Raw genomic sequence first — 18957 nt, forward strand, 5'->3', positions numbered from 1 at the left:
AACTTTCTTTCCATTAATTTTGCAATCTACAATAATCTCTTATTTAGTTATAAGCTAAATGATAATTACTTATTCCTTGCAGTAGCAAATTCCCATAACTTTAAAAAAGGAATTTTACTATAAATACCCAATCTTTACTGAAAAATTTAAGAAAATTGCTGAATAACCTTTAAAAATTCTTTATAAACTTTGTTTAAATCATTGATCTCTTCTAATCTCTCCTGATTGAATGGTGAATCTTTTTGTAATATCTCCAATCGTTTATAAATATAGCAAAAAAGCTGATAACTAATATCAGGTATTTTATCTAAATCATCACTATTACCTTTAATCACAGCCTTAGCTGGGATTCCAACAGCCGTAGAATTTGGGGCAATAGAATGAATAACAACAGAATTTGCGCCAATTTTTGAATGTGAGCCAACAACAATATTCCCAAGCACTTTTGCACCCGCTCCAATAATCACATTATCCCCAATAGTTGGATGCCTCTTAACTCTCTCTAAGCTCACGCCCCCTAAGCTCACTCCTTGATAAATTGTTACTTCATTGCCAATCTCTGCAGTCTCACCAATAACAACACCAATGCCATGATCGATAAAGACTCGATGACCAATCTTACAAGCGGGATGAATATCGACATTGGTTAGCCATTGCGTAATTCCCATTATAACTCTTGCTAAAACTTTAAAGCCTCTATTATAAAGACTATGTGCGAAACGATAATGCACTAATGCTATTAAACCCGGATAGTTAAAAAACAATTCTATTTTAGAGTTAATCGCAGGATCTTTTTGTAAAATCACTTCAAAATCCTCTTTTATCGTTCCCCATAGGGTTTTTGCATACTCCATCACATAGCTCCCTCATTCTTAAACACAGTTCTTAAATAACCATTTTCACTAAGCATAATATAAAGTTGTCCTAATACCTCTTGCTTGGATTCTTCAGAGATTTTCTCACTCTCATCAAGCTTTTGCTTTAATCGTCGCTCAATTTCTTTAGTATCATAATCCAAATCATCTAATACATCTAAAATCGTTTGCGCTTCTAAGAGATTTTCTATTTTATAATTTCCCTCCTCATCAAAGACAACGCTAAATTCTGTGGGGTGTGTAAAAAGATTATGCCGCATTCCAAGCACTTCTTGATAAGCCCCAACCAAGAAAAAGCCTAAAAAATACTCCTCTTTATTGACATCAATATCGTGTAAAAAAAGTGGCGTGTTTTTATTAAATGCTATTTCTCCATCACTATCACAGGTAATATCCCACAAACTCGCACTTCTTGTAGGTTTTTTGTTGAGTTTATCAAGCGGAATAACAGGAAAATTCTGTCCTAATCCCCAATAATCTGGCAAACTTTGAAAAAAGCTACAATTTAGCAAATACCGCTCTTGCACTTGCTCTTGAATCCTAATAATATCACGATGGTTTTTGTGTTTTAAAATCTTAATCACTTTTTTGATAATTAAATGCACCAAAACTTCTGTATTGCTTCTATCTTGCAAATCAATATAACCTAAATCAAAAAGCGTTAGAAGTGATTCCATATGCTCTAAGCTATCGTGCAAATATTCAATGGCGGTTTTATCCACCACGCTATTATAGAGGTCATAAAGTTCCTCAATGAGTGGAGGATTCTTTTCTTTTAAGCGCAAAGCTTCCTCATCATATTCTTGAGAAAAAAGCTCTAAAACAGGACTAATAAGCACTGCGTGGTTAGCACAAACATAACGACCGGATTCGATAAAAATATCTGGCTCTGGCTCTTTTTTGTTTTTAGCAATCTCTTTAAGCGTAAAGACAACATCACCACTAAATTCCGCTAAAGTGTAATTGCGGTTTTGATGATTTTCATATTGCGTATATTCTACGGCTAATCCCCCACCAATATTGACATATTTAAGGTTTTTAGCTCCCATTTTACGCAATTCTGCATAAATATTTCCCGATTCCCTTAAAGCTTTTTTTAAAGGCGAAATATCGCTAATTTGACTCCCAATATGAAAATGAATCATCGTAAAATGCTCTAAAAGCTTATTTTGTTTTAAAAGCTCAATAGCCTCCACAAGCTCTGTGGCACTCAAACCAAACTTAGAATGAAATCCTCCACTTTTTGCCCAAACTCCAACCCCTGTGCTATGAAGTCTTATCCTTAATCCAATCTTTGGGTAAGGCTTTCCCATAGTCTTTGCGACTTCAATGATAGTTTCAAGCTCATTTAACCCTTCAATCGTAAGCGTAATATCATACCCCATTTTTGCAGCGATAAATCCGAGAGAAATCATCTCTTTATCTTTAAAGCCATTAACGGTAATTGGGGCGTTTTCATTGGTATAAGCCATAGCGATAATAAGCTCTGATTTACTCCCGGCTTCTAGTCCATAGCATCGATTTTGTGTTAGCTCCATTAAAGGTAAAATAAAATTAGGATAATGATTGACTTTGATAGGAAAAACAGCTTTAAATTTGCCTTTATAATGATTTTCTTTAATAGAATCTTCAAAGCTTTGAAAAATCTTTTCGATTTGCTTTTCTATCAAATGAGGGAAGCGGATAAGCAAGGGACCTCTATACCCATCTTCTCTAACTCTTTTTACAATTTCAATGAGTGCGGGTTTATTTTTGTAATTTACTTTGACTTGACCATTTTCAATCACAAAATCATCATTAGCCCAATATTTAATGCCATAATCAACCATATCGATACCTCAAATTCAAAATACAGAAACATTGTAACATAATTCTTAAAAGTTATTTATTTTGCCTTTGTGATTGTTTAATCATTTATTTTTTTAAGTTATTATCCAAAAGTATAAAAACTTTATTCAAATTTTTAAGGATACAATAATGAAAGCTTTTACATATTCGCTCATTCTAGCAACTGCTTTATCAAGCTCCGCTCTAGCACAACCGCATAATCATTCGCACTCTCATTCGTCTATAAAAACCCCTAATCAAGGGATTTTGACAACTATTATACAATCTATGCACGAACCTATGATGAAGCATAGCCCTGTAAAAAGCGGAAATGCCAATAAGGATTTTTTAAGCAATATGATACCTCATCATCAAGGTGCCATTTTAGCTTCAAAGGAAGTATTAAAAGTACCTAACCTAAACCCAAAAATTCGCAAAATTGCAGAAAACATCATTAAAAGCCAAGAAGAAGAAATTAAACTTTTTAATTCTTTACTTAGTAAATCTCTCCCCCAAACACCAAACAAAAAAGCTTATAAAAACTTCTACGATGAAAGCCAAAAGACTATGGATTCTATGATGGATAAAATGAATAAAGCTTATGATGATAATCCACAAAAAGCTTTCTTAGCTGGTATGATACCCCATCATCAAGGTGCTATTTTAGCTTCAGAACAAATTTTAAAAATTAGTGATGATTCAAAAACCCGAGAGATTGCTAATGATATTATCAAAGAGCAGACTAAAGAGATAGCAGAAATGGAGAATCTTTTAAAAGAAATGGAATAAACCCCCATTCCTTTTCTTAAACGAGTTAAAATTAATTAAGCTGTAATATTAAACCCATCTTGTGCATTAACATTTTGCCCATTGTTTCCTGTCCCATTTTGGACATTTTGTGCATCTATTGAACGCCTATTATTTTCATTATCTCTATTTTGTTGAGCGTTTAAAGTATTATTGCCTTGACTTGTTGAATTATAATCATTGTAACCACCATAATAATTCGCACTACTTACATTCATAATTGCTTCCTTGTTCTTAAAAATTAGAGTCTATTTGTATCCCAAAACTCCTTAAAAAAATATTATTTAAAAACTATAACCCCATAGAGGATTATCGGAAATAGAGATATAAAAGCAGAGATAAGAGATTTTAAAATCTCATAAAAAGTTTAAATCTTATTTTTATTTTTTAATGAAGCCTTTGCTATACTAAAAAAATTTACAAATTCTAAAAATTATTAAGGAATACTAATGCAAGAGGTTATTGACTCAATTGCGCAATATGGCTATATTCTCTTATTTTTATACTCTTTAGGCGGTGGTTTTGTCGCCTTAGTAGGTGCAAGCGTATTGAGTTATGTAGGAAAAATGGATTTAACACTAACTTTAATCATAGCAGGTATAGCAAACTTCTTAGGAGATATTGCACTTTTTTACCTTGCACGTTACCAAAAACAAAGTGTTATGCCCTATTTTGCAAAACACCGCAGAAAACTTGCTCTAGTGCATTTGTTAATGAAAAAATATGGTTCGTGGATTTTAATTATCAAAAAATACATTTATGGACTTAAAACTCTCATTCCACTAGGAGTTGCCCTAACGCATTATCCTTTTAAAAAGTTTATATTTTATAACGCCATAGGTTCGCTAATTTGGAGTATTAGCGTTGGAGTTTGTGGATATTTTCTAGGAGAAATTCTTATTAAAACCTTTGATACTCTTTCTAATTATCCCTATATTGCACCTTTATTTATAATCATCTTGTTTGGAGGTTTATGGCTATGGCTTAGCAAAACAAGTAAAAAATGGAGGCAACAATGAATCTCAAAAGATGTATAAAAAATCAGGTCTTAATTCTTGATGGAGCAATGGGGACAGAAATACAAAAAAAGGCTATACCAAATTGGGGAACAAATACCAAAGGAGAAAGCCTTAATGGATGTAGTGAAGCCTTAAATCTTTATACCCCCTCTATTATTCAAGAAATCCATACAAGCTATTTACAAGCAGGTGCAAATATCCTAAAAACCAATACTTTTGGGGCTATGCCCTGGGTTTTAGCAGAATATGGTTTAGAAGATAGGGCAAAAGAAATAGCAAAATTAGGTGTGCAACTAGCCAAAGAATGTATCCATAAACATAAACCCTCAACCTATCAAAAAGATGCACTTTTTATAGCTGCTTCCTTAGGTCCTGGGACAAAGCTTCCTAGTTTAGGGCATATTACTTATGATGAAATGTTTTTAGGTTATTGCCAATGCGTAGAAGGATTTAAAGAAGCAAAGGCTGATATTATCCTCTTAGAAACCGCTCAAGATCCCTTGCAAATTAAAGCAGCTATCAATGCTTGCCAAAGCGTAGCCAAAGAGATTCCCATTATGGTTTCAGCCACTATTGAAACCAATGGTGCTATGTTAATAGGAACAGATATTGTAACGCTTTTTCATATTTTAGAATCCTTTGATATTTTATCTTTAGGGATTAATTGTGGTTTAGGTCCTGATTTAGTCAAAAGGCATTTATTAGCCCTTAGTGAAGTTTGTAAATTTCCCATTTCTATCCACACTAATGCAGGTTTGCCCCAAAACAAAGGGGGGGTTACCTATTATCCAATGGAAGCAGAAGAATTTAGTGAGATTCAAAAAGACTTTTTAAATATTAATGGAGTCTCTTTGCTTGGTGGTTGCTGTGGGACTACACCTGAGCATATCAAGCTTTTAGTAGAAAAAACTAGAGGCAAAACCCCTCTTCCACCAAAGGCAAACTATCAACCAAGTATCACCTCTCTCTTTAATGCCTATACACTCAAACAAATTCCCTCTCCACTACTCATTGGAGAACGTTCCAATGCAACAGGCTCTAAAGCTTTTAGAGAACTTCTCTTACAAGAAAACTATGAAGCGGCTTTAAGCGTAGGAATGGAACAAGTAAGAAGTGGGGCGCATTGCCTTGATGTAAGCACTGCTTTTGCAGGAAGAGATGAAAGCAAAGATATGCAAGAGCTTATTATGCGGTATTGCACGAAAATTTCCCTACCCTTAATGCCAGATTCCACACAAATTAAAGCTTTAGAAACTGCTTTAAAACTCATTGGCGGGAGATGTATTATTAATTCTGCTAACTTAGAAGATGGGATAGAAAAATTTGATGCAATTGCGCAATTAGCTAAAAAGTTTGGCTCTGCATTAATCTGTTTGACGATTGATGAAAAAGGAATGTGTAAAGATTCTAAAAGCAAGGTTGAATGCGCTAAAAGAATGATGGATAGAGCTATTACTATCCATAACTTAAGAGAAGAAGATATTATTTTTGATCCCCTCACTTTCACCATAGGGAGCGGAGATGAAGAATATTTTGATGCAGGCATACAAACACTCAATGCTATTTTAGAAATTAATAAGCTTTATCCTAAAGCAGGAACTATCCTTGGACTTTCTAATATTTCTTTTGGCTTAAGCAAAGAAGGAAGAATCTGCTTAAATTCTGTTTTCTTGCATTATGCCCTAAAAAATGGCTTAAGTGCTGCCATAGTCAATGTTTCTCACCTCATAGCTTATAACCAACTAGAAAAAAAAGATATAGAAGTTTGTGAAAATTTAATTTTTAATACCCAAAAAACCTCACAACCTCTCTATGACTTTATCCAACACTTTGAAAATAAAAATAGTCTCAATTTAGGAACAAAAAACAATGATTTGCAACTTAGCACACAAGAAAAAATAGAAAAATACCTCATCAATGGAGATTTAACAGCAATGTTAGAACTCTTACCCCAAGCCAAAGAAGAGATTAATCCCGAAGTTATTGTCAATGAGATTCTTATTGATGCTATGAAAATTGTCGGGGAAAAGTTTGGCGCAGGAGAGATGCAACTCCCTTTTGTTTTACAAAGTGCAGAAGTTATGAAAAAAAGTGTAGATTATCTTAATGAATTCTTACCCAAAAAAACAAGCAGCCATAAAACAACTATCGTTATAGGGACAGTCAAAGGTGATGTGCATGATGTAGGCAAAAACCTTGTAGATATTATTTTAAGCAATAATGGCTTTAATGTGATTAACATAGGCATTAAAGCAGAATTAGAAAAATTCTTAGAAGTGCTTAATACCCAAAAGATAGATTGCATAGGAATGAGTGGGCTACTAGTAAAATCTACACTTGTTATGAAAGAAAACTTAGAAGAACTTAAAAGATTAGGAATAAAAATCCCCATTATGCTAGGAGGAGCCGCTTTGAATCAAGCTTTTGTAGAAGAGTATTGTCGCCCTAATTATGAAGGCATTATTTTTTATTGCAAAGACGCCTTTGATAGTGTCGCTGCAATGCAAATCATTCAAAGTGGAGACTTTAGTGATTTAACCTTACCTAGCCAAAAAAATGCTAAAAAAGATTCCAAACTACAAAAAAGACTTGCTAAAAAACAAGAAGGCAAAGAAGAAATCACTATAAAACCCCTAAAATGCGAATTAGATTTCCAATACCAAACCTACTCTCCGCCTTTTTTTGGTAAAAAACATCTTAAACTCAATATGCAAGAACTCAATGAAGTTTTTGGATTTTTAAACAAAGATTTGCTGTTTAAACACCGATGGGGATACAACAAATTACCCAAAGAAGAATATCTAAACCTTAAAGAAAAAGAATTAGAGCCTATGCTACAATCCCTTAAAGAAGAGTTTTTAGAAAAGAATATTTTTGAACCCATTGTTCTTTATGGGTATTTTCATACTCGCACCAAAGAACCTCTGCAAAAAGAAGACGGGCTTATTTTAGAGTTAAGTCAAAATAAGGATTTCTCTAACTTTGAATCCTTTCTTTTTCCGCGCTCTTGCAAAAAACCTTATTTATGCCTTGGAGATTATTTCAATCCTCAAGGGGATATTTGCGCCTTACATTTAGTCTCAAGTGGTTTAAATTTCGCCCCTTTTGAAGAACAGCTTTATAAAGACTCAAAATACCACAAATATTATCTCACTCACGCATTGGGAATGGATTTAGCAGAGGCTTTAGCGGATTTTATTCACGCTAAAGTAAGGAAAGAATTAGGATTAGGCACAAAAGAGGGGCAAAGATATTCTTTTGGTTACCCTGCTTGTCCTGATTTAGCCTTAAGCAAAGGACTTTTTAATCTCTTAAAGCCAGAAAAATTAGGCATAACACTTACCCAAACTTATCAAATGATTCCAGAAGCTACAACTTCAGCTCTAATAGTCCCTCATAAAGAGGCAAAATATTTTTCGATTTAAAGGATAAAAAATGTTTAAAAAACTCAATGAAGAAGAACAAAGAGTTCTGTTATATAAAGGCACAGAAGCACCCTTTAGTGGGAAATACGAAAACTTTTTTGAAAAGGGTATTTATGCTTGTAAGCAATGCGGGAATGAACTTTACACTTCAGAGAGTAAATTTCATTCAGGTTGCGGTTGGCCTAGCTTTGATGATTGCATACAAGGCGCCATTAAAGAGCAGCTTGATGCCGATGGCAGAAGGATAGAAATACTTTGTGCAAAATGTGGTGGGCATTTGGGGCATATCTTCAAAGGAGAGGGTTTTACAGCAAAAAACACGAGACATTGTGTAAATTCAGTTTCATTGGATTTTAGAAAAAATTAGTTTTTGTAAGAGAAATTTTGCTAAAATCAGAATGTGAAATTCAGCTTTATTAGACTTTAAGGAAAATATGGAAGAGTTATTCATACAATGGCTACAAGAATATGGCTACATTATCTTATTTGTTTGGAGTACATTAGAGGGCGAATTAGGTCTTATAATGGCTGGGATTATGTCTCATACAGGACATATGTCCCTACCTATTGCGATTCTTGTAGCGGGACTTGGAGGATTTGTAGGCGATCAGGTTTATTTCTACATTGGTCGTTACAATAAACCCCTAATCTATAACAAACTCAAAACCCAAAGACGAAAATTTGCGCTTGCTCACCTACTTTTACAACGTTATGGTTGGCCCATTGTTTTTATTCAACGTTATTTGTATGGTATGAGAACCATTATTCCTATGAGCATTGGAATTACGCGATATAGTGCAAAGACTTTTGCCCTCATTAATTTTATTAGTGCTATTATTTGGGCAGCTATTACAATTTTATTAGCTTATTTCTTTGGGGAAGAGTTATTACAACTTGTAGAATATGGAAAAGAGCATTATTATATTGCCATTCCTTTTGCTATTCTCATAGGTGGAGGAATCTACTATTATCTTCATAAAGCTACGCAAAAAGCTGGAAAAACCATTCAGGAGAAATCAAATGAAAATTTTAGCTAATTATCAAAAGGGGGAGGTAGAAATACTTTTTATTCGAGACAAAAAAATGTCGCAGCTTACAAAAGCCCAAAAAGATACTCTGTCTCTTTTAGGATTTGAAGGGATTGGAAATATCTTTATTCCAGAGAGTAAAACTTTTTTTATTGGTATTCAAAAATCTTTAGAAGACTTCCCAAATTCTCTAAGAGATTCCCTAGCCCAAGCTATAATTAATCTTAAAAAACTCAAAATCAAATCTATAAGCTTAGAAGCAAAAAACTTGCAGGAAGTCAAAGAAATCTGCGAGGGAATCTTACTTGGTGATTATACCTTTGATACCTTTAAAAGCGAAAAATCCAAAAGCACCCTAAAGGAAGTTTATATCCACACACCCACATTAGACAAAAAAGCTGTTGATTCACTCATTGCACAAACCCAAATCATTACCTATAGTGTCAATACAACAAGGGAACTTATCAATACCCCACCTATGAAAGCTACCCCTCAATACATAGTTGATTTCGTAAAAAAACTTTCAAAAGAGGTCGGATTTGAATGCAAAGTGTATGATGCAAAATTTTTAGAAAAAGAAAAAATGGAAGCTTTTTTAGCAGTCTCTAAGGCAAGTTGCCATAGCCCTTATTTAGTGCATTTAACCTATAAACCTAAAACTTCAAAAAAATCTAACCTAAAAAAGTTTGTTTTTGTTGGAAAGGGTTTAACTTATGATTGTGGCGGACTAAGCTTAAAGCCCGGTGACTATATGACAACAATGAAAGCAGACAAAAGTGGGGCTTGTGCGGTTATTGGTATCATAGATTCTCTAGCAAGGCTTGGGGTAGAGGCTGAAATACACGGGATTTTGGGATTAACAGAAAATATGATTGGAGGGAATGCCTATAAACCTGATGATATTTTAATTGCTAGAAATGGCAAAAGCATTGAAGTAAGAAATACCGACGCAGAAGGTCGTTTAGTATTAGCTGATTGCCTTAGCTATGCAAGTGATTTAAAACCTGATTTTTTGATAGATTTAGCGACACTTACTGGAGCTTGTGTTGTAGCACTAGGTGATTACACAATGGGAATTATGGGATACAACCAAAAGCTCAAAGAAGATTTTTTAAAAATAGCGTCTAATGCGGGAGAATTAGGAGGAATCCTTCCTTTTAATCCTTATTTAAAAAAGCTTTATAAATCCGAAGTGGCAGATCTTTGCAATATTCCATCAAGTCGTTATGGAAGCGCAATAACAGCAGGGATGTTTTTAGGAGAGTTTGTCGCAGAATCTTTATCACAAAAATGGTTACACTTAGATATTGCAGGACCTGCTTATGTAGAAAAATCTTGGGGAGTAAATCCCTTTGGCGCAACCGGTGCTGGAGTAAGGGCTTGTATAGAATTTGTTAGACAAAAATCAAAGGCATAATATGGGCTTATCTATTGGAATTATAGGCTTACCTAATGTAGGAAAATCTACAACCTTTAACGCCTTAACTAAAACCCAAAACGCACAAGCAGCCAATTATCCCTTTTGCACTATTGAACCCAACAAAGCTATTGTTCCTGTCCCTGATGAGAGATTAAGAGAATTAGCAAAAATTGTTAATCCCCAAAAGATTCAACACTCTGTGATTGAATTTGTAGATATTGCAGGACTTGTTAAAGGTGCAAGCAAAGGAGAGGGATTAGGCAATCAATTTCTTGGTAATATTAAAGAAACCGAAGTAATTTTGCATATTGTGCGCTGCTTTAATAACTCCAATGTTACACATATTGAAGGCAATATTGATCCTTTACGCGATATAGAAATCATTGAAACAGAATTACTCTTAGCAGATATGCAAACCCTCCAAAAAAGAATCGAAAAGCTTACAAGAAACGCAAAAAGTGGAACGGATAAAAAAGCAAAAATGGATTTAGAAATCACCCAATCTTTGCTAAAACATATTCAAGGTGGAAATGCTGTAAGAGATTTTCAAAATAAAGACAGCGAAACATTTATAGCCCTTGATAAAGAACTTAGATTTTTAACAAACAAAACCATTATTTATGGAGCAAATGTCGATGAAGAAGGCTTAAAAGAAGATAATGAATTTTTTAAGAATCTTCAAGATTATGCCAAAAAAACAAATTCTGAAGTTATCAAAATCTGTTCAAAAATAGAAGAAGAATTGGTAGGATTAACACAAGAGGAACAAAAAGAATTTTTAAAAGAATTAGACATTCAAGAAAGTGGGCTTGATAGCATTATCCGCTTAGGATTCCAAAAACTAGGCTTGATTAACTATTTTACAGCAGGGGTAAAAGAAGTGCGCTCTTGGACTATCCATAAAGGCGATAAAGCCCCTATCGCAGCGGGTGTGATACACCAAGACTTTGAAAAAGGCTTTATTAAAGCAGAGGTTATTGCTTATGAAGATTTTATCCAATACCAAGGAGAAGCCAAAGCAAAAGAAGCAGGAGCAATGCGAGCAGAAGGAAAAGACTATATTGTAAAAGATGGTGATATTATACATTTTAGGTTTAATGTCTCTAAATAATCTTTTGTGAAAATTTTATCACATCTGATTCAACACAAACCCCTTAAAGGTTGCATTTATATCATCTTAAAAATAAATCCCATTGCCTCATTTTATGTTTTACTCTTTAAAACCCAGCAAAGATTGAATATTTTGTTGGTGCTTTTTTATGAATGCACTTTCTTGACAAAGGCTTTCAAATCTCTCTTGAAAGTCTTTTAAAAAATTATTATGGATATAAAAATTCTCAATCTCTCTCTCCCCTATTCTTTCATTATTATATTGATAAATCTCACTTAAAGACCTTCTTCCCTCTTTTGAGATAAAATATAAATATAAAGCTTTAGCAATCCCGCAATCTTTTAATCGCAATACCAAAATCCCAGCATTAGCAATAACAATTTTATCCCCAATCTCTTCACCTATAATCGCCACCTTTGGATTCACTCCACGAATAGCTAATAAAATATCATAAGGATATAAGCGAATATCCTGTATTTTCTTCGAGCTTGTTTTAAGGCTATATTCGCCAAAGGTGTTGGTAAAACCATAATCTTCAAAATTCTTTATTCCCATATCATAGCATTCTATAAGGTCTTTATTACCCCTCGTATCAATTCTCTGCCCTCTAAAACAGGTTTGCAAATATTCCTTAAGCTTTACTTTATCATCCATTAAAGTGTTTTGTATATAAAAAGTAGGCTTTAGGTAACCTTTCTCTAGCGATTCATAACTCACTAATTGTGAGTAAGCTCCATTTTGTTTAGAAAAATATAAATCTAAAATCTCCTCTTTGTTAATAATTCTATTATATTTACCTTCTTTTAGAAAAAAACTCTTTAAATCCATAAAAAGTACTTTTTTGCTTTCTTTAGATAATACCAATAAGCAAAATTCTCCCATTTGGTGGGGAAAAATATTTTTAGGCAATTCCATAATGCATTCCAATAATCGATTGTTTGTCAAATATTCACAGAATTTTTTACCCAAATCTTTATATAGCAAAACAGAACGAATGATGAAAATCGCTTTTGTCTTAAAATGAGCCAAAGAATGCGCTAAAAATGGTATTTCAGGAGCTATCTTGGAATAATAATCTAAAAAGACAAAGCGAGAATCCTCTTTGAAGTTAGGTAAAGTTTGCCGAATTAAAGGAGGATGGCAAAATAATTTGTCAAACACTCCTCTATCTTTTGATAAAGAAACATCATTTAAAACATCAATGACTTGAAGATGAGCCTCTTTAACTCCCGCTAAAGAAGCTAGAATCTTTGCAATACTAATAAGTTCTCCATTAATATCTTCGCCATAAATAACACAATCTCTTCTCTTTTCTTTTAATGAAAGCATCCAACTCCCCATACCACAACAAGGATTATAAATACTCTCTCCCTTTTTAATCTCTAAAAGATCTAAAATAAGAATATTAATCTCAATAGGGGTAACATAATCATAAAATCCCAAAATGGTCTTTTGTAAAGCAACGGCTTGGATAAACCTCTCAATATTTTCTAAAGAAATAGGCAATTCCCCAAAATTTCGTAAAACCTTTTTCCAATTTAACTTCCCATCAATTAAGATTGGCTCTATATGCAAAGATTCTAGATATTGATAAAAAGATTTTGGAATTTGCTTTTCTTTTGTATCAAGCAACACATTTTTAAACGTTGTGTTTTGATGAACTAATAAAAATTGCAAAATCACTTTTAAAGATTCTAAATTATCTTTAGAATATCTTTGAATATATTGAAAATTTTGCAACAATTCTTTCATAAATTCCCCTCTTTATTGCTTTAAACAAGTGGTAAAATTATAACAAATTTCTCCTTAGTAAGCAGAATTATCCCTCCATTCCTGCTTATAAAGAGGCTAAAATTTTTATAAAATTTATTTAAATTCAATTTGTATTTATAAAAATTTTTATAAAATCCTAGAAATTTCATCTAAAACGCTAAGAGTTATTCCAACTATGATTCATACCCACTTTATAGAAGACTTTATCAATAAATTAAAAAATAGCCAAAAATGCTTTACCTATGAGTTTTCGACACCTGCTAGCTTCTCATTAGAGGACTTTTATAATTTTAGCGACTCCTTACTTCAACAGCTTGATGCTTTTGTTTGCACAGATTCTCCATTGGCTAAACTCAAACATAGTGCGACTTTGGCTAGCCTTAAAATGCAAAATATTTTTAAAATCCCAAGCATTACAACGATGTCTATGAGAGATAGAAATACTCTCTCTTTGCAAAGTGAGCTTATTGGAATGAATAGCTTAGACCTACGGCTTATTTTGGCACTCACAGGAGACCCCTTAAGGCTTGGTAATCAAACACAAGCCAAAGGGGTTTTTGAAGGCAATAGTAATTTATTGCTTAAAATCATACGACAACTCAACCAAAAAAAAGATATTAACGACCAAAATATTCAAGGGGAGTGCAAGAAAATCTATCCTTTTAGTGTCTTAAATGCTTATCCAAACAAAAAAGAAACCTTGTATAAAAAGATGAAAGAAAAGATACAAAATGGAGCAGAAGCGATTTTCACACAGCCCATTTATGACTTACAAATTGCTCAAGAACTCATAAGCTGGAATAAACAAATCAATCAAGAATGCAATACACAATCTGTTTTGATACTTGGCTTTTTCCCCATTACTTCCTATAAAACTGCTTTGTTTTTACACCATAAATTACCCGGTGTCTATGTGCCACAAGATTGGCTTGATACCCTAGAAAAAGCCCATAGGCAGAATAATGAGGTAGCCATTGGATTAGCAAAAAGTAAGGATTTCTTTGAAAAACTTCGGTGTTTTTACCAAAAAATTCATTTTATGAGTGCTAATAAACCTAAACTCATTGAAAATATTTTATGCTAAAATCCCACAATAAATTTTAAGTAGAATAATATCAATGGTTGATCGTCCTTTATTTTTCTTTAGTGTAAGTTTAATCACTATTAGTATTTTATTTTCCTATTCTCTCTCTACTTTTGCTGCTTTATATTATGAATATAATGAATTTCATTTTATGATTCGTCAATGTATTGCTGGAGTTTTAGGGATTTTACTAATGTGGGGAATCTCCAAATGCAATCCAGATTCTTTTATTTTAAAGTTTGGATTTTTATTATTTTTTGGTGGAATTTTTTTAATGTTTATTATGCACTTCCTCCCTGAAAGCCTTGCAACAAGTGCTGGAGGAGCGAAAAGATGGATTAGACTACCCTTTTTCTCCTTAGCTCCTGTCGAATTTTTTAAGATTGGTTTTGTAATCTTTTTAGCCTGGAGTTTCTCACGAAGATTTTCTTTAGAAGAGCAAAAAGATTTAAAAGAAGAGTTTATTACTTTTCTGCCCTATACACTAGTATTTTTAATTGCTGTTTATCTGATTGCAATTTTACAAAATGACTTAGGGCAAATCGTGCTACTTGGCACAACCTTAGCTTTAATGATGATTTTTGCAGGTTCTTCTTTTAAACTTTTTTTATATTTACTAAGCTTTACCTTCACACTCTTTATTATTATAATCATCACAAGCGCTCATCGTATTATGAGAGTAAAAGCGTGGTGGGCTGGAACGCAAGACTTAATTCTCTCATTCTTTCCTCCAAGTATTGCCAATTCTTTGCGCGTTGAAAACCTCCCAGAACCTTATCAAGTCCAACATTCCCTAAATGCCATAGCCAATGGAGGTATTTTGGGAGAGGGCTTAGGCAATGGGCTAATTAAACTTGGTTTTTTAAGTGAAGTGCATACCGATGTTATTTTAGCAGGCATCACAGAGGAAATAGGATTTTTAGGATTAATGTGCATAAGTCTGCTTTTTTTAAGCCTTATTTTTAGAATCTTAAAAATCGCCAACCGATGCGAAAATACCATTTATTATCTTTTTTGTTCAGGCACTGCCATTATTTTAGGATTTTCTTTTTTGATTAATGCTTTTGGTATTTCTGGACTTATTCCTATAAAGGGTATTGCCGTCCCATTTTTAAGCTATGGTGGAAGCGCGATTTTAAGCTCAAGTATTATGATTGGTATGGTTTTGTCTATTAGCAAAAGGGCAAAAATATCCTAACTTTTAGGAGAGTTTAATTATAATATTAAATCCTAACACAACAAAGAGACAAAATGAAAGACACCAAAGCCTTAAATATTCCTACATTAAGCGGTAATCTTTGCAATCAAGTCTTACTTCAAGCCGCACAAGAATTCCAAACTCCGCTTTTTGTTTATGACTTTAACCACATAGCAGAAAAATACCAACAACTAAAACTAGCCTTTGCTGGAAGAAAAACACTTATCTGTTATGCCCTAAAGGCAAATCCTAACTTAAGCGTCATTAAAAAGCTCTCCACCTTAGAAAGTGGTGCAGATTGCGTTTCTCTAGGAGAAATTAAACGCGCTATTATTGCTGGAATCCCTCCTTATAAGATTATTTATAGCGGTGTTGGAAAACAAGATTATGAAATACAAGAGGCTTTAAAAATTGGCATTTTATTTATCAATATTGAAAGTAAAGAAGAACTTTTAAGGGTTGAGAAAATCGCTAAAGCTATGAATTTAAATGCTAGAATCTCTATCCGTGTTAATCCAGATATTGATGCCCAAACACATCCTTATATCTCCACAGGGTTAAAAGAAAATAAATTTGGTGTTAGCATTGAAGAGGCAAAATCACTCTATTTATATGCGCACAATTCTAAAATCTTAGAACCCATCGGGATTCACTTTCATATAGGCAGTCAATTAACCAAGCTTACACCCATTCAAGAATCTGCACAGAAAATTGCCTCTTTGACACATAGTTTATTGGCTTTAAAAATCAATTTAAAGTTTTTTGATATTGGAGGAGGTATTGGAATTACTTATAATGATGAAATTACTATTGATCCTTATGATTATGCACAAGCTATTTTAGAAACCCTAAGAGGGCTTGATATGACTATTATTTGTGAGCCGGGTCGATTTATCGTAGGTAATAGCGGAGTATTTTTAACAAAGGTTTTATTCGAAAAACAAAATCAAGATAAACGTTTCATTATCGTTGATGGAGCTATGAATGATTTAATCCGCCCAAGTCTTTATAATGCCTACCACCAAATTATCCCGCTAAAAGATACAAAAACCCCTCAAAGTCCCGCTGATATTGTAGGACCCATTTGCGAAAGCGGTGATTATTTAGGAAAAAACATTAATCTACCCAAACTACAAAGTGGGGATATATTAGCAGTGCTTAGTGTGGGGGCTTATGGATTTAGTATGGCAAGTAATTATAATACTCGCACAAAATGTGCAGAAGTTGCGATTGAAGATGGCAAATTACGACTTATTCGCAAAAGAGAATGTTTTGAAGATTTAATTGCTTTAGAAAAGGATTATTTAGAGGAGTTTTGATGAAGTTAGAACATTTTAGAAAAGAAATTGATACCATTGATGATAGTATTTTAGAGCTTTTAGAAAAACGTATGGAGATTGTCAAAAACATTGGAAAGCTCAAAATGCAAAGCAATGCCCCTATTTATCGTCCAGAGAGAGAGCAAGAAATTATCCAACGATTACTTAAAAAAAATCCTATTCATTTAAAGAAAAATGCTATTGAATCCATTTATTTAGAGATTTTTGCGGTAAGTAGGAATCTTGAACTTCCAGAACGAGTAGCCTATCTTGGACCACTTGGAAGCTATACTCATCAAGCCGCTGAAAGTCGCTTTGGGGCAATATGTGAATATCTCTCTTATAACACCATACAAACAACCCTTAAAAGCGTTGAACAAGGTTGCGCAAACTATGCAGTAATTCCTATTGAGAATAATCAAAATGGTATAGTTGGGGAAACGCTTGATTTGTTAAAAAGCACTCCTTTAAAAATTGTGGCTGAAGTTTATATGCCAATCCACCATTGTTTTGCAACTTCCTCTCAAAACATTCAAGAGATTAAAAAAATCTACTCAAAAGATATTGCCTTTGGACAATGCTCCCATTTCTTAAACGAAAGAAGCTTAGACCATATCCAAAAAATACCCGTAGATTCTACAGCTAGAGCCGCTCAACTTGCCGCAAAAGATTCTAAATCCGCTTGTATATGCTCACATATTGGGGCTAAACTCTATAAAGTGCCAATTTTGTTTGAAAATATAGAAAATAACGCCCATAACCAAACGCGTTTTATTATCATTAGCAACTTTAAAAATCAATCCTGCGGTAGAGACAAAACTTCTATTTTTGCAAATCTAGTAAATACCAACAAACCCGGGGTATTGTATCACTTGCTTCAAGATATTAAAAAGCTTAATATCAATATGACTTCTATCCAATCTCGTCCAGCACATTCAAATGGCAACTTTAGCTATTGTTTTTTTATTGATGTAGATGGGCATATTGATGATGATAACATTCACCAACTCTTTGAAATTTACCCCAAAGAATTAAAATGGCTCGGGAGCTATTTCAAAAATTAGTTTGCTTGAAAAATCTGTTAAAAAAATACTATAATTGCTTTCATAAACTCAAAAGGAGCTTAAATGGCAGAAGAAGGAAAAGAATCTAAATTATCAGCCTTAAAACAAAACAAAATGATTCTCTTTGCTATTATTGGTGTTGCGGTATTACTTTTAGTTATTTTAATTGTAGTAGCCGTTTTAATCTTTAGCGGTGATGATGAACCTCAAGCCAATGATCCCATTCAACCAACACAACAAAGTGCAGCAGAAAAAGGAAGTATAGCAAACCCAAATAGCAGCCTTTTAAGTGTAGGACCTATGTATCCCCTCAAACAATTTATTATTAATTTAATGAGCAGTGGAAGTGGTAAAAGATATTTAAAAACCTCTATTGTTTTGGAATTAAGCACAGCACCTTTACAACAAGAGATTGATACAAAAAATGATGTTATACGTGATGTTATTATTACCATCTTAAGCTCCAAAACCCTTGAAGAAGTCCAAACAACAAGAGGCAAACAAAAGCTAAAAGAAGAAATGATTGATAGAATCAATGAATTTTTGGTTGATGGTAGAATATCAAACTTATTCTTCACTGAATTTGTGGTGCAATAATATTTGATAGAAGTTGGCATTGATTTAGTCTCCATTAAAAGGATTGAATTATTTATCCAAAGATTTGGAGAGAAGGGATTATTGAGATTCCTCACTCCACAAGAGATAGCAATTACCAAAACAGCTCAAAATGTTGCAGGATTTTGGGCGGCAAAAGAAGCTTGTTCAAAAGCTTTAAAATGCGGTATCTCTAAAGAACTAACTTTTTATGACATTTTAATTTCAAAATCCCCAAAAGGAGCCCCTCTCCTAACACTCACACAAGATAAAATTATTGCTTTTAATCTCCATTCTCTAAGTCTTTCTATAACCCACGATAATGGTTTAGCTATCGCAATTGTTGCTGCAAATTTTAAAATAAAATAGGCTTCAATAAAAAAATGCTATAATGGCGACTTTATCTCATTAAA

General features: G+C 33.4%; 17 protein-coding genes. 13 read left to right on the forward strand and 4 right to left on the reverse strand.

Annotated features, from left to right (window positions below; genetic code table 11):
• Nucleotides 1-146: 146 nt before the first annotated feature.
• Nucleotides 147-854 (reverse strand): serine O-acetyltransferase, encoded by a 708-nt coding sequence (gene cysE, locus C6H18_RS00125; RefSeq protein WP_104721099.1) that lies wholly within the window; start codon nt 852-854, stop codon nt 147-149.
• A complete protein-coding gene (gene speA, locus C6H18_RS00130) occupies nt 854-2704 on the reverse strand; it encodes an arginine decarboxylase (RefSeq protein ID WP_104721100.1) in 1851 nt (616 codons plus the stop codon). The genes cysE and speA overlap by 1 nt, the downstream gene beginning before the upstream one ends.
• 148 nt (nt 2705-2852) lie before the next feature.
• Here speA and C6H18_RS00135 point away from each other — a divergent pair, with 148 nt between their 5' ends.
• Nucleotides 2853-3491 (forward strand): DUF305 domain-containing protein, encoded by a 639-nt coding sequence (locus C6H18_RS00135; protein ID WP_104721101.1) that lies wholly within the window; start codon nt 2853-2855, stop codon nt 3489-3491.
• A 35-nt stretch (nt 3492-3526) separates the two neighbouring features.
• Here C6H18_RS00135 and C6H18_RS00140 read toward each other — a convergent pair whose 3' ends face one another.
• Nucleotides 3527-3727 carry a hypothetical protein gene (locus tag C6H18_RS00140; protein WP_104721102.1) on the reverse strand — a complete coding sequence of 67 codons (201 nt, stop codon included), beginning with the start codon at nt 3725-3727 and terminating at the stop codon, nt 3527-3529.
• 231 nt (nt 3728-3958) lie between these two features.
• Here C6H18_RS00140 and C6H18_RS00145 point away from each other — a divergent pair, with 231 nt between their 5' ends.
• From C6H18_RS00145 to ychF, 6 genes are all read left to right on the forward strand, one after another.
• Nucleotides 3959-4528, forward strand: coding sequence for a DedA family protein (locus C6H18_RS00145; protein ID WP_104721103.1), 570 nt, complete (start codon nt 3959-3961; stop codon nt 4526-4528).
• A complete protein-coding gene (locus C6H18_RS00150) occupies nt 4525-7953 on the forward strand; it encodes a methionine synthase (RefSeq protein WP_104721104.1) in 3429 nt (1142 codons plus the stop codon). The genes C6H18_RS00145 and C6H18_RS00150 overlap by 4 nt, the downstream gene beginning before the upstream one ends.
• A 10-nt stretch (nt 7954-7963) precedes the next feature.
• The gene (locus C6H18_RS00155; RefSeq protein WP_104721105.1) at nt 7964-8320 is read left to right on the forward strand and encodes a methionine-R-sulfoxide reductase; all 357 of its coding nucleotides are present in this window, start codon (nt 7964-7966) and stop codon (nt 8318-8320) included.
• Nucleotides 8321-8387: 67 nt separating this feature from the next.
• Nucleotides 8388-8990: a DedA family protein gene (locus C6H18_RS00160; protein ID WP_104721106.1), complete on the forward strand. Its 603-nt coding sequence runs from the start codon at nt 8388-8390 to the stop codon at nt 8988-8990.
• Nucleotides 8974-10398, forward strand: coding sequence for a leucyl aminopeptidase (locus C6H18_RS00165; RefSeq protein ID WP_104721107.1), 1425 nt, complete (start codon nt 8974-8976; stop codon nt 10396-10398). Before C6H18_RS00160 ends, C6H18_RS00165 begins: the two co-directional genes overlap by 17 nt.
• A gap of 1 nt (nt 10399) precedes the next feature.
• Nucleotides 10400-11512, forward strand: a complete 1113-nt coding sequence (ychF, locus tag C6H18_RS00170) for a redox-regulated ATPase YchF (protein WP_104721108.1) — start codon at nt 10400-10402, stop codon at nt 11510-11512.
• Nucleotides 11513-11611: 99 nt separating this feature from the next.
• Here ychF and C6H18_RS00175 read toward each other — a convergent pair whose 3' ends face one another.
• Nucleotides 11612-13264 (reverse strand): N-6 DNA methylase, encoded by a 1653-nt coding sequence (locus C6H18_RS00175; protein WP_104721109.1) that lies wholly within the window; start codon nt 13262-13264, stop codon nt 11612-11614.
• 196 nt (nt 13265-13460) lie between these two features.
• On the opposite strand from C6H18_RS00175, the gene C6H18_RS00180 reads away from it, so the two are divergent.
• The 6 genes from C6H18_RS00180 to acpS all read left to right on the forward strand — a co-directional run bounded on the left by C6H18_RS00180 (nt 13461) and on the right by acpS (nt 18913).
• Nucleotides 13461-14369, forward strand: coding sequence for a methylenetetrahydrofolate reductase (locus tag C6H18_RS00180; protein ID WP_104721110.1), 909 nt, complete (start codon nt 13461-13463; stop codon nt 14367-14369).
• Nucleotides 14370-14403: 34 nt separating this feature from the next.
• A complete protein-coding gene (locus tag C6H18_RS00185; protein WP_104721111.1) occupies nt 14404-15567 on the forward strand; it encodes an FtsW/RodA/SpoVE family cell cycle protein in 1164 nt (387 codons plus the stop codon).
• A 53-nt stretch (nt 15568-15620) separates the two neighbouring features.
• Nucleotides 15621-16886: a diaminopimelate decarboxylase gene (gene lysA / locus C6H18_RS00190; RefSeq protein WP_104721112.1), complete on the forward strand. Its 1266-nt coding sequence runs from the start codon at nt 15621-15623 to the stop codon at nt 16884-16886.
• The gene (pheA, locus tag C6H18_RS00195) at nt 16886-17950 is read left to right on the forward strand and encodes a chorismate mutase (RefSeq protein WP_104721113.1); all 1065 of its coding nucleotides are present in this window, start codon (nt 16886-16888) and stop codon (nt 17948-17950) included. The genes lysA and pheA overlap by 1 nt, the downstream gene beginning before the upstream one ends.
• Nucleotides 17951-18013: 63 nt before the next feature.
• The gene (gene fliL / locus C6H18_RS00200) at nt 18014-18547 is read left to right on the forward strand and encodes a flagellar basal body-associated protein FliL (protein WP_104721114.1); all 534 of its coding nucleotides are present in this window, start codon (nt 18014-18016) and stop codon (nt 18545-18547) included.
• Between the two features lie 3 nt (nt 18548-18550).
• Nucleotides 18551-18913, forward strand: a complete 363-nt coding sequence (acpS, locus tag C6H18_RS00205) for a holo-ACP synthase (protein WP_104721115.1) — start codon at nt 18551-18553, stop codon at nt 18911-18913.
• Nucleotides 18914-18957 lie beyond the last annotated feature (44 nt).

Origin of the sequence: Helicobacter mesocricetorum, from assembly GCF_900198605.1 — a bacterium.
In the GTDB taxonomy this organism is placed as follows: Bacteria; Campylobacterota; Campylobacteria; order Campylobacterales; family Helicobacteraceae; genus Helicobacter_D; species Helicobacter_D mesocricetorum.

Excerpts from the sequence above, each read along its gene's own strand:
- ychF (WP_104721108.1), top strand. The coding sequence starts at position 10,400 with ATGGGCTTATCTATTGGAATTATAGGCTTACCTAATGTAGGAAAATCT.
- C6H18_RS00135 (WP_104721101.1), top strand. The coding sequence starts at position 2,853 with ATGAAAGCTTTTACATATTCGCTCATTCTAGCAACTGCTTTATCAAGC.
- speA (WP_104721100.1), bottom strand. The coding sequence starts at position 2,704 with ATGGTTGATTATGGCATTAAATATTGGGCTAATGATGATTTTGTGATT.
- C6H18_RS00165 (WP_104721107.1), top strand. The coding sequence starts at position 8,974 with ATGAAAATTTTAGCTAATTATCAAAAGGGGGAGGTAGAAATACTTTTT.
- C6H18_RS00155 (WP_104721105.1), top strand. The coding sequence starts at position 7,964 with ATGTTTAAAAAACTCAATGAAGAAGAACAAAGAGTTCTGTTATATAAA.
- fliL (WP_104721114.1), top strand. The coding sequence starts at position 18,014 with ATGGCAGAAGAAGGAAAAGAATCTAAATTATCAGCCTTAAAACAAAAC.
- C6H18_RS00185 (WP_104721111.1), top strand. The coding sequence starts at position 14,404 with ATGGTTGATCGTCCTTTATTTTTCTTTAGTGTAAGTTTAATCACTATT.
- cysE (WP_104721099.1), bottom strand. The coding sequence starts at position 854 with ATGGAGTATGCAAAAACCCTATGGGGAACGATAAAAGAGGATTTTGAA.
- C6H18_RS00160 (WP_104721106.1), top strand. The coding sequence starts at position 8,388 with ATGGAAGAGTTATTCATACAATGGCTACAAGAATATGGCTACATTATC.
- C6H18_RS00175 (WP_104721109.1), bottom strand. The coding sequence starts at position 13,264 with ATGAAAGAATTGTTGCAAAATTTTCAATATATTCAAAGATATTCTAAA.
- C6H18_RS00145 (WP_104721103.1), top strand. The coding sequence starts at position 3,959 with ATGCAAGAGGTTATTGACTCAATTGCGCAATATGGCTATATTCTCTTA.
- C6H18_RS00180 (WP_104721110.1), top strand. The coding sequence starts at position 13,461 with ATGATTCATACCCACTTTATAGAAGACTTTATCAATAAATTAAAAAAT.
- C6H18_RS00150 (WP_104721104.1), top strand. The coding sequence starts at position 4,525 with ATGAATCTCAAAAGATGTATAAAAAATCAGGTCTTAATTCTTGATGGA.
- lysA (WP_104721112.1), top strand. The coding sequence starts at position 15,621 with ATGAAAGACACCAAAGCCTTAAATATTCCTACATTAAGCGGTAATCTT.
- pheA (WP_104721113.1), top strand. The coding sequence starts at position 16,886 with ATGAAGTTAGAACATTTTAGAAAAGAAATTGATACCATTGATGATAGT.
- C6H18_RS00140 (WP_104721102.1), bottom strand. The coding sequence starts at position 3,727 with ATGAATGTAAGTAGTGCGAATTATTATGGTGGTTACAATGATTATAAT.